Origin of the sequence: Streptomyces sp. NPDC053367, assembly GCF_044545925.1 — a bacterium.
Lineage (GTDB): Bacteria > Actinomycetota > Actinomycetes > Streptomycetales > Streptomycetaceae > Streptomyces.
The window spans coordinates 489,284-501,287 of the sequence record NZ_JBITYN010000001.1 but is presented as its reverse complement, the minus strand read 5'-3'; the positions used below and the strand labels follow the sequence as shown (position 1 = coordinate 501,287).

General features: G+C 73.2%; 12 protein-coding genes and 2 pseudogenes. 7 read left to right on the top strand and 7 right to left on the bottom strand.

Annotation, left to right across the window (positions count from 1 at the left end):
* Positions 1-133: 133 nt before the first annotated feature.
* From ACIGXJ_RS02305 to ACIGXJ_RS02295, 3 genes and pseudogenes are all read right to left on the bottom strand, one after another.
* Positions 134-1,714 (bottom strand): DUF1996 domain-containing protein, encoded by a 1,581-nt coding sequence (locus tag ACIGXJ_RS02305; RefSeq protein WP_399640446.1) that lies wholly within the window; start codon positions 1,712-1,714, stop codon positions 134-136.
* A gap of 139 nt (positions 1,715-1,853) precedes the next feature.
* Positions 1,854-2,084: pseudogene (locus ACIGXJ_RS02300) on the bottom strand (response regulator transcription factor); the annotation flags it as partial.
* Positions 2,041-2,505 (bottom strand): sensor domain-containing protein, encoded by a 465-nt coding sequence (locus tag ACIGXJ_RS02295; protein WP_399640443.1) that lies wholly within the window; start codon positions 2,503-2,505, stop codon positions 2,041-2,043. The gene ACIGXJ_RS02295 and the pseudogene ACIGXJ_RS02300, both read right to left, overlap by 44 nt.
* 209 nt (positions 2,506-2,714) lie before the next feature.
* Here ACIGXJ_RS02295 and ACIGXJ_RS02290 point away from each other — a divergent pair, with 209 nt between their 5' ends.
* On the top strand, positions 2,715-3,449 hold the full coding sequence (locus tag ACIGXJ_RS02290; RefSeq protein WP_399640440.1) for a hypothetical protein: 735 nt from the start codon (positions 2,715-2,717) through the stop codon (positions 3,447-3,449).
* Positions 3,450-3,452: 3 nt separating this feature from the next.
* On the opposite strand, the gene ACIGXJ_RS02285 is transcribed toward ACIGXJ_RS02290, so the two are convergent.
* The gene (locus ACIGXJ_RS02285; RefSeq protein WP_399640438.1) at positions 3,453-4,307 is read right to left on the bottom strand and encodes an alpha/beta fold hydrolase; all 855 of its coding nucleotides are present in this window, start codon (positions 4,305-4,307) and stop codon (positions 3,453-3,455) included.
* A 70-nt stretch (positions 4,308-4,377) separates the two neighbouring features.
* Here ACIGXJ_RS02285 and ACIGXJ_RS02280 point away from each other — a divergent pair, with 70 nt between their 5' ends.
* From ACIGXJ_RS02280 to ACIGXJ_RS02265, 4 genes are all read left to right on the top strand, one after another.
* Positions 4,378-4,827, top strand: a complete 450-nt coding sequence (locus ACIGXJ_RS02280; RefSeq protein ID WP_399640435.1) for a MarR family transcriptional regulator — start codon at positions 4,378-4,380, stop codon at positions 4,825-4,827.
* Positions 4,828-5,134: 307 nt separating this feature from the next.
* Positions 5,135-6,166 (top strand): glutamine synthetase, encoded by a 1,032-nt coding sequence (gene glnII, locus ACIGXJ_RS02275; protein WP_399640432.1) that lies wholly within the window; start codon positions 5,135-5,137, stop codon positions 6,164-6,166.
* A 426-nt stretch (positions 6,167-6,592) separates the two neighbouring features.
* Positions 6,593-7,159 (top strand): winged helix-turn-helix domain-containing protein, encoded by a 567-nt coding sequence (locus ACIGXJ_RS02270; protein ID WP_399640429.1) that lies wholly within the window; start codon positions 6,593-6,595, stop codon positions 7,157-7,159.
* Between the two features lie 72 nt (positions 7,160-7,231).
* Positions 7,232-8,233 carry an NAD-dependent epimerase/dehydratase family protein gene (locus tag ACIGXJ_RS02265; protein WP_399640426.1) on the top strand — a complete coding sequence of 334 codons (1,002 nt, stop codon included), beginning with the start codon at positions 7,232-7,234 and terminating at the stop codon, positions 8,231-8,233.
* A 34-nt stretch (positions 8,234-8,267) separates the two neighbouring features.
* On the opposite strand, the gene ACIGXJ_RS02260 is transcribed toward ACIGXJ_RS02265, so the two are convergent.
* Complete coding sequence (locus ACIGXJ_RS02260) at positions 8,268-8,630, bottom strand: arsenate reductase family protein (RefSeq protein ID WP_399640424.1); 363 nt, start codon at positions 8,628-8,630, stop codon at positions 8,268-8,270.
* 272 nt (positions 8,631-8,902) lie between these two features.
* Between ACIGXJ_RS02260 and ACIGXJ_RS02255 the strand changes: the two genes are divergently transcribed.
* Entirely contained in the window at positions 8,903-9,217 is a 315-nt protein-coding gene (locus tag ACIGXJ_RS02255; protein WP_399640421.1) for a hypothetical protein, read from the top strand.
* 374 nt (positions 9,218-9,591) lie between these two features.
* On the opposite strand, the gene ACIGXJ_RS02250 is transcribed toward ACIGXJ_RS02255, so the two are convergent.
* Together ACIGXJ_RS02250 and ACIGXJ_RS02245 are read right to left on the bottom strand one after the other, a co-directional pair.
* The gene (locus ACIGXJ_RS02250) at positions 9,592-10,782 is read right to left on the bottom strand and encodes a winged helix DNA-binding domain-containing protein (RefSeq protein ID WP_399642127.1); all 1,191 of its coding nucleotides are present in this window, start codon (positions 10,780-10,782) and stop codon (positions 9,592-9,594) included.
* 86 nt (positions 10,783-10,868) lie between these two features.
* Positions 10,869-11,597, bottom strand: a pseudogene (locus ACIGXJ_RS02245) (alpha/beta hydrolase); the annotation flags it as partial.
* A gap of 124 nt (positions 11,598-11,721) precedes the next feature.
* Here ACIGXJ_RS02245 and ACIGXJ_RS02240 point away from each other — a divergent pair.
* Positions 11,722-11,991 carry a hypothetical protein gene (locus ACIGXJ_RS02240; RefSeq protein WP_399640419.1) on the top strand — a complete coding sequence of 90 codons (270 nt, stop codon included), beginning with the start codon at positions 11,722-11,724 and terminating at the stop codon, positions 11,989-11,991.
* The last annotated feature ends 13 nt before the right edge of the window (positions 11,992-12,004 follow it).

Genomic DNA, 12,004 nt, shown 5'->3' with positions numbered 1-12,004 from the left:
GCGCCCCGCGGGGGGGCGGGGGGGGGGGGGGGCGCTTCGGGCTCATAAAAAAAGCCCCCCCCCCCCCCCCCCCCCCGGGGGGGGGGGGGGGCGCCCCCCCCCCCCCCCCCCCCCCCCCGCTCGTCAAGGGCGCCTACTGGCAGCGTGCCCCGGAGTTGATGCAGCGGACCATCTTGTCCATCAGGCCCTCGTCGAAGACGTTGATGAAGTCGTCGTGGTCGGTGATCGCCTTGTGCAGCTGCTCGGGGAAACCGTCCACCGCGAACGCGTTCCGCACCTGGCCGTTCTCGATCACCGGCGCCTCGACGTCGTAGACGAGCCGCATCACCAGCTGCGGGATCGCCTGGAAGCCGTTCTGGCAGCGGCCCTCGCCGTCCGCGAACGCCACGTGCGTGCGGTGGTTGGCGCTGTCGATGTTCTGGCCGTCCCAGCAGCTCTGGAACTTGAAGGTGCGCACCACGTCACTGCCGTCGGGGCAGATCGGGTACTTGTCCTTCAGCTGCCGGTCCTCGAAGCCGGTGCAGCTCCAGGAGGCGTTGGCGTTGCCGGGCCCGTTGGTGAAGGCCTTGGCGTCGCCGGTGATGATCCGCAGGAACTTCGGCATCGCCACGACCTTGGACTTCGGGCTGCCGAAGAACTTGATCTGCGCCTGCTTCGCCTGCAGGATCCGGCCGACGTTGCCCTCCTTCCCGCCGCCGTCGTTGTTCTGGTCGAAGTCCTGCGTGCCGTCCTGCACCCGCAGCACCGGCCAGTAGTAGGAGGACTTGTCGCCCTGGTTGGCGCAGCTGGTGCCGGCGTCCGCGAACGTGTCGTTGTTCGCGAAGGCGTCGTTGGCCTGGTTGCCGACGTAGTCGTGGAGGTGGTGGGCGCCGTTGCTGACGCCGGGCGCCACGATGACGTTGTCGGTGTTGAACTTCTTGTTCTCGTTCACACCGCACTTGGTGGTGAAGGAGCCGGTGGAGGCGTTGCGGCCGCGGTTGATCCGCTGGACGTTGGGCTGGACCGTGGTGATGTCCACGAAGTCGTCGGCGACGGGACCGTTCCCGGCCTGACCGCCGTTGCCGTTGCCCTGCTGGCCGTCGCCGTTCTGGTCCTGACCACCGTCCTGCTGGCCGTCGCCGTTCTGGTCCTGGCCGCCGTCCTGCTGGCCGTCCCCGTTCTGGTCCTGACCACCGTCCTGCTGCTGGCCGTCGTCCTGTTGCTGACCGCCGTCCTGCTCGCCGTCGTTGGTCTGCGGCTGCTCCGAGGGGGCGGCGGTACAGCCGGACAGTCCGTCGAGGCTCTCGGGGGCGCTGCCCCCGACGCGGTTGATCTCCAGCTGGATGCGGTCGATGATCGCCTGCCGTCGGTCCTTCAGCGGCTGCAGGATCGCGTTCTGGACGAAGTTCGGGTCCCGCGTCTGGGCGTCCCGGGTGGTCGCCAGTCGCTGGTATGCCTCGGTGATCTGCTGGTCCATCGTGGCGAGTTCGCCGTCGACCTCGCCCCGGGCCCGGTCCGGTACGTCGGTGAGCTGCTGGCCGACGTCCGGGCAGTCGATCGTGGCCACCTGCACGCCGGCCGCCTTCGTCCGGTCGGTCCAGGTGTCTCGGTCCTCGTGCGCCGAGGCGTAGAAGTTCGCCCAGATCAGCCCGCCCCCACCGAGCGCTAGGGCCGCCGATGCGGCAATGGCCTTGGTGGCCAGCGGCGTACGGCGTTTTCGTGTGTTGCGTCCCATGGAACTCCTCTGACTTCCTTGCGGGGCAGCATCGAGGCGCCCGACAGGAGTGAAGCGGCTCCGTTCCATACGGACGCGGTCCCACCGGTGTTCAAACGTCACAGAAATCAACAGCCGTGCGGTAAGCCGGTGTTGAAGATCAGTGGTCCCCGTCCAGGAAGGCGAGGACGGCCAGCACCCGCCGGTTGTCGTCCTCGCGGACCTCCAGACCGAGCTTGGCGAAGATGTTCGCCGTGTGCTTGGCGACGGCCCGCTCGGTCACGGTCAGCCTGGCGGCGATCGCCGCGTTCGAGCGGCCCTGCGCCATCAGCTCCAGCACCTCCCGCTCACGCGGGGTGAGCCGGGCCAGCGGCCGGTCCTCGCCCGAGCGGCACCACCAGCCCCAGCAGCCCCTGCACCAGCAGCGCGGGTGCCAGCACGGCCAGTCCGGTTCCGGCCAGCATGTCCACGCACAGCCACCGCAGGTCCCGCCATGTCCCGGGGTTCCGCAGCAGCGCGTGCGCCAGCTCGGCCCGCCCCATGATCCCCGGCCGGGGCTCGGGCGACGGCGCGTACCGGGGGGGGATCCGCACCTCGCCCCACTCCTCGGCCAGCTCCCGCCGCTTCCCGGCGTACGCGCGGACCGCGGTCAGCACGGTGGGGGTGGCCAGCACCCCGACACCGAGCGGGATGTAGACGACCGACACCACCGTCAGCACGGTGAGCGCGACGGAGGCGGTCCAGCCCAGCACCGCCAGCCCCAGCCCGCGCGCCCCGGCCACCAGCACATCGCGCGGCTTCGCCACCGCCATGACCCCACCTCTTCCGCTCCGGGGTCCACTCTGGCCGAGACGGGCTCGCAGAGCACGGGGGTGAGGGCCCGGGGGAGGGGTGCTGCCAGGTACACCAAGTCGCCTGTGTGTGACGCAGGTTACGCCCGGCCGCTGTCGTGACCGCTGAGTAACTCCGTTCGGGATCTCGTACATAGCGGCGACCTCTCCCCGACTCCCAGGAGGCGCGCATGTCGCGTAGGAGGACTCTCAGTACGAAGAAGAAGCTGGCGCTGCTGGTGAGCGCGGCCACGGTCGCGGGAGGAGGTGCCTTCGTCATGGCGAGCACCTCCAACGCCGCGCAGTCGGCGAAGGACTCCACCGTCTGCCAGGGCCTCGCCACCGCGCTCGGCAACAACGAACGCTTCATCGAGGGCCAGCGGGCCAACCCCGACGCCCAGTCGGCGGCGCGGATCGCCAACCGCGAGGCCGTCATCGAGCAGATCGAACGGCAGCAGGAAGCGGCCGGATGCGTCGTGGGGGAGTCGGCTCAGGGCTCCCAGGCGGCACAGAACGGCCAACAGGGACAGCAGCAGGGACAGCAGCAGGGCCAGGCCGGGCAAGAGCAGGGCCAGGGTCAGGGCCAGCAGGCCGGGGGCGGGGCGGAGGCCGGGGGCGGCGGCGGGGCCGCGTCCCCCGCTCCTCCCGCGCAGGCATCGCAGCCGCCCGCGGCCTCCGGTCAGCAGGTCTGCAACGGCTCCACCGTCACCCTCTCCGGAGAGGGCGGCGCCCCGGCCGCGTCCAGCAACCAGTTCCCGGCCGGCACGAAGCTGAAGGTGACCAACCTCGACAACAACAAGTCCACGACCGTCGAGGTCACCTCGGTCTCCGGTAGCTGTGTGCTGCTGAACAACGCCGCCTTCGAGCAGGTCCGCGAGCCCGGCAAGTTCCTGATCCGCCGGGCCGTGATCGAGAAGGTGGGGTGAGGCTCAGGACGCCAGGAAACCGCTGAGACGGCCGGCCAGACCGGCCGGCGCGGACTGCGGCAGCGCGTGATGGGAGACGTCCGCGAGGACCTCGACCTGTGCGCGCGGCAGCAGTCGGGCCGCGCGGGCGGCCACCGCGGACGGGTCATGGGTCCTGCTGTTCGCGGCCACGAGCAGCAGGACGGGCACGTCCAGGCCGCCCAGCGCCCCGGGTGCGGGACGCGGTCCGGTCACCGGCTTCGCGGAGGGGAAGCCGGCGGCCGCCTCCTGGAGGCGCAGCCAGTCGGGATCCAGCACGGCTCCCGCGGTCTCCCACTCCAGGAAGGCCCGCACCCGGCGCGCCGAGGGCCGCAGCAGCATCGGCGCGGCCCGCAGCAGGTACGCCGCCGCGAACCCGGCGAAACACCCGGTCGGGTCCAGCAGGAACAGGCGGCGCACCCGCGCGGGCGAGCCGAGGGCGTGATGCAGTGCGATCCAGGCGCCGTAGGAATGCCCGCCCACATCGGCGGCCTCGACGCCGAGCCCGTCGAGCAGCGCGTCGAGCCAGGCGGTGAGGTCGGCGACCGCACGGAGGGGACGGTCGCCGGCCCGCGCGCTGCGCCCGGGCCGGCCGACCAGATCGACGGCGTACACCCGGTGGGTACGGGCCAGCTCGCTCACCTGCGCGTACCAGGAGGCCGAGGTCGCGCCCCCGCCGCCCGGCAGCAGCACCAGCGCGGGCCCGTCGGCGGGCCCGCAGACATGGACGTACGTCGTCCCGTACGGCGTGGGCACCTCGACCGCCTCCCGGCCGGCCGGCCACTTCGCCACGACCTTGTCGTACGCGGAGAAGAACCCGTCGAAGTCGTATGTCCCCAAGGCCGGCGCCCCCTATTATCTCGTTGAGCGAGATTGTCGTGGAACGAGATGATAGCCGGAGGTGCGGGGGATGCGGGAGCCGGGACCGGAGATGGAGATCGTCCATCTGCTCCGTGCGGTGACGGTCGAACTCGGGCTGCACAGCGCCCGGTTCGCGAACCGCAACGCCATGCACCCCACCGACGTACGGGCCCTGATCGCCCTCATGGACGCCGCCCGCGCGGGCGAGGAGCTGACCGCCGGCCGGCTGGGCACCGCACTGGGCCTGAACTCCGCCGGTACGACCGCCCTGGTCGACCGTCTGGAGCGGGCCGGGCACGTCCGCCGGGTGCGCGGCGAACGGGACCGCCGCCAGGTCGTCGTCCAGGTCGAGGAACGGGCCGTCGAGCTGGGCTGGGCCTTCTTCGGCCCGCTGATCGGGCGGACGGTGGAGCTGCTGCGGGAGTGCGACGACAAGGAGCTGGCGGCGATCCGCCGCTTCCTGGCCGGCGTACGGGACGCGGCGGCGCAGGCGGAGTGACCGCGCGCCCCCGCGCCCGGGCACCGACCGCCCCACTCCCGTGCGGGTTCGCGCATTCCCCTCGCATACGAAGGCCCGGCGCGCGCACGTCCTGCACGTGTGAACCGGCGGGATCCGCGGCGCCCCGCACGGGGCGGGCCCTCACGACGTGAGATGGGGCACACCAACACCAGGTAACACGGGGTTCACATTCGAGCAATGACCGGGAAATCGCCTGTTGGCAGGCTCCGGGCATCGACGGCGGCGCTCCGGTGCCGCAGCGCCGCAGCACCCGCAGTGGTAGACCCACCCCCGAAGGAAGTGGCCCGTGACCTTCAAGGCTGAGTACATCTGGATCGACGGCACCCAGCCGACCGCCAAGCTCCGCTCCAAGACCAAGATCATCGCGGGTTCGCCCGCCGGTCTGGACGCGCTGCCGATCTGGGGCTTCGACGGGTCCTCCACCAACCAGGCCGAGGGCCACGCCTCGGACCGCGTCCTCAAGCCGGTCTTCACCTGCCCGGACCCGATCCGTGGCGGCGACGACATCCTCGTGCTCTGCGAGGTCCTGAACATCGACATGACGCCGCACGAGTCCAACACCCGTGCCGCGCTGGCCGAGGTCGCCGAGCGGTACGCCGCCCAGGAGTCGATCTTCGGCATCGAGCAGGAGTACACCTTCTTCGACGGCGCCCGCCCGCTCGGCTTCCCCGAGGGCGGCTTCCCGGCCCCGCAGGGCGGCTACTACTGCGGTGTCGGCGCCGACGAGATCTTCGGCCGCGAGATCGTCGAGAAGCACCTCGACAACTGCCTCGCCGCCGGCCTCGGCATCTCCGGCATCAACGCCGAGGTCATGCCCGGCCAGTGGGAGTTCCAGGTCGGCCCGCTGGCCCCGCTGGAGGTCTCCGACCAGCTGTGGGTGGCCCGCTGGCTGCTCTACCGCACCGCCGAGGACTTCGGCATCTCCGCCACCCTCGACCCCAAGCCGGTCAAGGGCGACTGGAACGGCGCCGGCGCCCACACCAACTTCTCCACCAAGGCGATGCGCGAGAACTACGACGCGATCATCATCGCCGCCGAGGCGCTCGGCGAGGGCTCCAAGCCGCTCGACCACGTCAAGAACTACGGCGCCGGCATCGACGACCGCCTGACCGGTCTGCACGAGACCGCCCCGTGGGACAAGTACTCCTACGGCGTCTCCGACCGCGGCGCCTCGGTCCGCATCCCGTGGCAGGTCGAGAAGGACGGCAAGGGCTACATCGAGGACCGCCGCCCGAACGCCAACGTCGACCCGTACGTCGTGACCCGCCTGCTCGTCGACACCTGCTGCGCCGCCCTGGAGAAGGCCGGCCAGGTCTGATCCGCCGGCTCACGGCTTCCCGGAAGGGGGCGTCCACCGCGAGGTGGGCGCCCCCTTCCGCATGCGCCGGCAGGCAAGTCGGCCCCCGGCGCCGGACCATGACCGCCATCCGGTCGCGGAAGTGTCCGATCGGTGAGAGGAGGGGTCCGCCCGGCGCGGGCGTCTGCTTCAATATGGGCATGGCCAGCTACCAGAAGTGCACCGCGACGGGTCGCCATGACCTCGAGCCCTTCTGGCCCTCCCGTCAGCACCACGACTTCGACCGGGTGTGTCGCCGCGCGACGAACGCGCGGGCCCTCTAAAGCCGTACACCCACCCGGCCTTCGGCCCAGCGCGCAACGACGTACGTCCCTCGACGAGCCCGACCACGACCTCGCGGCCGTCGATCCTCCCGACGAACCTCTCGCGCGAAAGAGCTGACGACTCATGGCGACCACCCGTTCCCTTTCCCCCCTCTCCACGCTTCCCGCGCCCGCCCCGCAGGAGCCCCCGGCACGCCACCGGCTGCGCGCCGTCGGCCCGGACGAGGTGCCCGACCTCGCGGACTTCCTCCCGCCGGGCGCCACCTGGCTGCCGGCCCCCCAGCACACCCTGCCGACCCTGCCGGGCCGCCCGCCGATGGTCGGATACCTGGTGCTGGTCCCGGCCGGCCAGGAGCCCCCGCTGCCGGCCGAGCCGGCCGTCCTGGACGGCGGCGAGACCCCCGTGGTCCGCATCGACCCCGTGCAGCGCACGGCCGCCGTGGCGGGGCGCGAACTGGACCTGACCTACCTCGAGTTCGAGCTGCTGGCCCACCTCGTCGCCCACCCGAACCGGGTCCACACCCGCGACCACCTCGTCACCACGGTGTGGGGCTACGGCCATGTCGGCGACGGCCGCACCGTCGACGTCCACATCGCCCGGCTGCGCCGCAAGCTGGGCGCCGAGTACCGCCAGTCCATCCAGACCGTGCGCCGGGTCGGCTACAAGTACACGCCGCCCATCGCCCGCTGAACCGGTCGGGCCGTTCTGCCGACGGCTAAGCACGCTTCCCACGCCCGCCCGCGACGGGGCAGAGTCACCGGCATGAGACTTCTGGTGCTGGGTGGTTCGCATTTCGTCGGACGGGCCGTCGTGGAGGCCGCGCTCGGACGCGGCTGGGAGGTGACGGTGTTCAACCGGGGGCGGGAGACACCCGTCCCCGGCGTACGGCCGCTGGTCGGTGACCGCACCGCACCCGGCGGCCTGGACCCGCTGGCCGAGGGCGAGTGGGACGCGGTCGTCGACACCTGGTCGGCCGCGCCCCGCGCCGTACGGGACGCGGCCCGCCTCCTGCACGGGCGCGTCGGCCGCTACGTGTACGTGTCGAGCTGCTCGGTGTACGCGTGGGCCCCGCCCGCCGGCTACACCGAGGACGCGCCCCTCGTCGAGGGCGCCGAGCCCGACGCCGGGCAGACCGACTACGCGCACGACAAGCGCGGCGGCGAACTGGCCGCCGCCGGCACCTTCGGCGCGGACGCCTCACTGCTCGTCCGCGCGGGCCTGATCCTCGGCCCGTACGAGAACATCGGACGGCTGCCCTGGTGGCTCAACCGGCTCGCCCGCGGCGGCCCCGCGCTGGCGCCGGGCCCCCGGGACCTGCCGATCCAGTACGTCGACGTCCGCGACCTCGCCGACTGGACGCTCGGCGCGGTCGAACGCGAACTCGTCGGGCCGTACAACCTCATCAGCCCACGCGGCCACGCCACGATGGGTGCCCTGCTGGAGGCCTGCCGGTCGGTCACCGGCGCGAGCGCGGAGCTCCGCTGGACCGACCCCTCGGCCGTCCTCGACGCGGGCATCGAGCCCTGGACCCAGCTCCCCGTCTGGGTCCCGCCGGGCACCGACCTGCACGAGGCCCTCCACTGCGCCGACGTCTCCCGCGCCGTCGCCGCCGGCCTCACCTGCCGCCCGGTCGCGGAGACGGTCGCCGACACCTGGGCCTGGCTGCGGTCCGTCGGCGGCAGCGCCCCGCAGCGCCCGGACCGGCCGGCGGTGGGCCTGGACCCGGAGCTGGAGGCGAAGGTGCTTCGAACGGGGAGCCGCTGACGGCGCCGCCCGCTCCCGGGGGGCCGGGCGGACCTCACTTGCGGGTCAGCGCGTCCCGTACCGCCTCGTCGGTGCGGCCCACCACGGCCGTGCCGTCGTCGGCGGTGATGATGGGCCGCTGGATCAGCTTCGGATGCGCCACCAGCGCCTCGATCCAGCGGTCCCGCGCTGCCTCGTCCCGCGCCCACTCCTTCATCCCCAGCTCCTTCGCGTCCGCCTCCTGCGTCCGCGTGATGTCCCACGGCTCCAGCCCGAGCCGCTCCAGCACCTGCCTGATCTCGTCCGCGCTGGGCACGTCCTCCAGATACCGGCGGACGGTGTAGTCGGCGCCCTCGGCGTCGAGCAGGCTGATGGCGCTGCGGCACTTGGAACAGGCGGGGTTGATCCAGATCTCCATGGCGTACACGGTACGCGGGCCCCGCGGGCCCCGCGGGGCGCGTCCGAGGCGCCGCCCGCCGGACTCCATGTTCGATTTCCGGCGGTGCCGCACGTATCTCCTGAGGCGGGTGTGACGGTCCGGCAATTTCCATTCTCACCTGCGGTTTTGACGGCATGACGGCCTCGCCGATTGTCAGTGGCCGGCGGTAGAATGGAGGAAGTGTTCGAGGGTGTTGCCGAGGTCGCCGGATGGCCACGGCGGGGCGCCCCGACCGCGACAGGAGGATGCCTGTGCCCGCTGCCGCACTGAAGACGAAGCCGCTGCCGACCCAGTCCACCGCGAAGCGTCCCGTTCTGCTCGACCTGCCCTACGCGCCCGTGGTGAAGCGGCCGCTGCCGCCGGGCCGGCCGCGCGAGTGGTACATCGCGCACAACCGCCGCCTGAAGGCGATGCGTCTCGCCATCGCCCTGCTCGACTCGGGCGTCTACGTCCCCCAGCAGGCCCGCAACGAGACCATACGCAGCGCCGCCGAGCAGATCGGCGTACACCCGCCGTCGGACACGACCTGCCACATGGTCCGGGCGTTCCTGCGCTACAACCGGTGACCTGACCCAGCCGGGTGCCCGCCGCGACCGGGGCACCCGGCATTTCCGCGCCCGGCGGGCCGGCCGACGCCGGGCTCGTCCGCGCTCGGCCGTTTCCCGGGCCTGGGGCGGCCGGCTCGGGGGCCGCCGACCGGTGCGTTGTCCGGCCGACCCCCCTCCCGGCGCAGCCGACCGGTGTCTCAGCCGGCCAACTCCCGTGCCAGGGCCACCCCGAGGCGGGGCGGCCGGTGCCGTCGGGCCAGGGCCGGTCGCCTTCGGCTCGGGGCGAACCCCGGCCCTCAGCCGGCCGTCGGCCGCCGGGTCCTCAGCCGGCCGCCGGGTCCTCAGTCGGCCGCCGACCCCCGGCCCTCAGCCGGCCGCCGGCCGCCGGGTCCTCAGCCGGCCAGCTCCCGCTCCAGCGGTGTCCGGAAGCGAGGGGTCACGCGGGTGCCGTCGACCCAGGCGCGCAGCCGTTCCGCTTCCGCCGCGATCGCCGCCTCGGCCTCCCGGCCCAGGCCGTCGCCGTCGAGGACGCGCCAGACGATCTCGCCGTCGGGCCGCTGCGCCCAGCCGCCCACGACACGGCCGTCCCACCACACCGTGGGGCCGATGTTGCCGCTGCGGTCGAACAGGGCCGGTCTCAGCTCCGGCGCCAGGTACCAGTCCCGCTGCTGCCAGGCCATCGCCGTCGGGTCCAGCGCGGGCAGCAGCGCCGCCCACGGCTCGGCCGCGCCGCCCGTCACCGGCTCGGCGTCACCGGCGGCGACGAACCCCGTTCCTCCCTCCAGCGCCACCCCCTGCGCCCCGATCGCGGCCAGCGCCCGCCGTACGTCGGTGACCTTCCACCCCGTCCACCACTTGAGGTCCGCCTCCGTGGCCGGCCCGCAGCAGGTCAGCCAGCGCTCCAGCAGCGCCGCCTGCGCGGCGGCCTCCGCCAGCTCGGGGTGCGGGGGAGCGGGCGCCCAGCGGAACTGGCTCGACGTCCACGAGCCCAGCGGACGGCCCCGCACCACCTTGCCCTCCGTGCCCAGCACCCGCAGCAGCCGTGTCGAGACCGTGTGGATGCCTTCCGAGCTCGTCCCGGGCGCGTGCAGGAACCGCTCCCGCAGACGCGGCTCGTCCGCCGCCAGCTCGGCCGCCGTCGCCTGACCGCGCCGCTCCAGCGCGGCCAGTGCCGCGGCCTCCACCTCGGCGAGCCACGCAGCGTCCGGCGCCCCGGCCGCCGCCATGTGCTTCAGCAGCGCGGCCCGCTCCTTCGCGGCCACCGCCAGCCCCGTCGAGGCGTGCACCACCGCCGTCAGCTCCGCCGGGAACACGAACACCGTCCGCCGCATGCCGTGCATCCGCACCAGCGACCGGTCCTCGTACAGCGCCCGCTCGGTCTCGGCCACCGTCTTGCCGGCGTCCGCGAGCCGCGCCCCCACCGCCAGGAAGACCGTCGCCGGATCCGTCCCGTGCAGCGCGACCAGCGATCCGGCGACCTCCTCCGGCACGGCGGCCCGCGCGCCCCCGGCCAGCCGGTGCCGCACCGCCAGCCGCCGACGCCGCTCCTCATCCGTGAAGACCCGCACCCCAGCCCTCCTCACCACGCACCACTCGTACGCCCATCTTGACGGCCCCCACTGACAACGCCCGGACCCTTACCGCGCGCGCACCCTCACCAGGCCCCATGGCCCGCGAGGCCGTGGCCGCTGAGCAGGGACGACACCAGCTCCCGCCGGTCCTCCGGGTGGTCGCGCAGCCACATGCCCAGATGGTGGTCGGCGCCCGGCAGGTCGAGGCGGCTGAAGCGGGCGCGGGCGCCCAGCGCGTCCTGCACGGCCTCGGTCACCGCCGGCGGGATGACGTGGTCCGTGCCCGGCACCACCAGCACCGCCCGGCCCGCGTAGGCCCGCAGCGCCGCGAGCGCGGCCGAGTCGCGCCAGCTCCCCGGCCGGCGGATCAGCGCGCTGAACCGCCCGTCGCCCCGCCCGAACGGCACGTCCCACGCCTCGGCCGCGTACACGGCGGGCGCGCACAGCCCGAGGGCCGCGACCCTGTCGCCCTAGTGCGCGGCGAGGTCGGCGACCGTCTGCCCGCTCATGCTGAAACCCACGAGGACCAGCGGCGCGCTCGTCGGCACGCGGGCGTCGATCACCGCGACCGCCTGCTCGAAGCGGCGCCGCAGGCTCAACTCGGCCGGCTCGCCGGTGCTTTCGCCGTGCCCGGAGAAGTCGAAGGCCACCGCCCGGCAGCCGTGGGCCGTGAACTCGCCCAGCAGCGCCAGCAGTCGCTCCTTGCTGCCGCGCCCGGCGCCGTGCAGCAGGACGGCCGTGGCAGTCGCGGGGTCCGCGTCACAGCCGTACGCGCCGCTGAGGCGTTCGCCGTCGAAGTCCTGCGTGAAGAAGGTCGGTTCGCCCATGGGCCCCATTGGACCAGGGCCGTCGCGGGAAAAGGAGATGCACGCGCAGTGACCGGCTCCCTACGCTGGAAGCGCGTCCTCGAGAACGCAGCCCACACCCCCACCTACCCGGAAGACACCAGTCATGAGGAATCTCGTCATGGCCGGAACCGTGGTCCTGGTGGTCCTGGGATTCGGTGACCACGTCTGGTGGCTGGCAGCCGTCGCCCTGCTCTACCTGTACGCACAGTACGGGCGGAGCTCGTCCGCGGCGGCACGGGGCGGGACCCCCGCGGGACCGACGCCCGCCACCTACCAGGCCTACCGGGCCCGCCGTGACCAGCAGGCCAAGTGGGAGCGCCGCTACCGCAGGGAGCGCCCCCACGAGGCCCGTCGCCAGGAGCGCGGCAAGTAGACCGGCCGCTCAC